Source organism: Neisseria sp. P0022.S010 (assembly GCF_051956635.1).
In genome coordinates this window covers 1-604 of sequence record NZ_JBQCXF010000812.1, presented here as the reverse complement: position 1 = coordinate 604, position 604 = coordinate 1, and the positions used below count along the sequence as shown (strand labels likewise).

The window sequence follows — 604 nt, the reverse complement described above, 5'->3', positions numbered from 1 at the left end:
TGTACGTCCCCTGCGAAGTCTGCCACGGCAAACGCTACAACCGCGAAACCCTCGAAATCCAATACAAAGGCAAAAACATCAGCCAAGTCCTCGACATGACCGTCGAAGAAGCCCGCGAATTTTTCGACGCCGTCCCCACCGTATCGCGCAAACTGCAAACCCTGATGGACGTAGGCCTCGGCTACATCCGCCTCGGCCAGTCCGCCACCACCCTCTCCGGCGGCGAAGCCCAGCGCGTCAAACTCGCCCTCGAACTCTCCAAACGCGACACCGGCAGAACGCTCTATATCCTCGACGAACCCACCACCGGCCTACACTTCGCCGACATCGCGCTGCTGCTGGAAGTGATAGGCCGTCTGAAAGGCAAAGGTAACTCGATTGTGATTATCGAGCATAATCTGGATGTAATTAAAACCGCGGATTGGATTGTGGACTTAGGGCCGGAAGGGGGTGATGGAGGGGGAAGGATTATTGCGGAAGGTAGCCCCGAGCAGGTGGTTAAGGTTAAGGGGAGTTATACTGGGAAGTATTTGAAAAATAGCTTATAGTTAAAATATAGAATATCAAAAAATCACATTCAATTCGTCATTGGGTATCTCTATAG

At 52.3% G+C, this 604-nt stretch carries 1 protein-coding gene; it reads left to right on the top strand.

Annotation, left to right across the window (positions count from 1 at the left end; genetic code table 11):
• Positions 1 to 548, top strand: a 548-nt coding sequence (locus tag ACTHUT_RS21555) for an ATP-binding cassette domain-containing protein (protein ID WP_440419855.1), incomplete at its 5' end; no start/stop codon positions are given.
• Between the last annotated feature and the right edge of the window lie 56 nt (positions 549 to 604).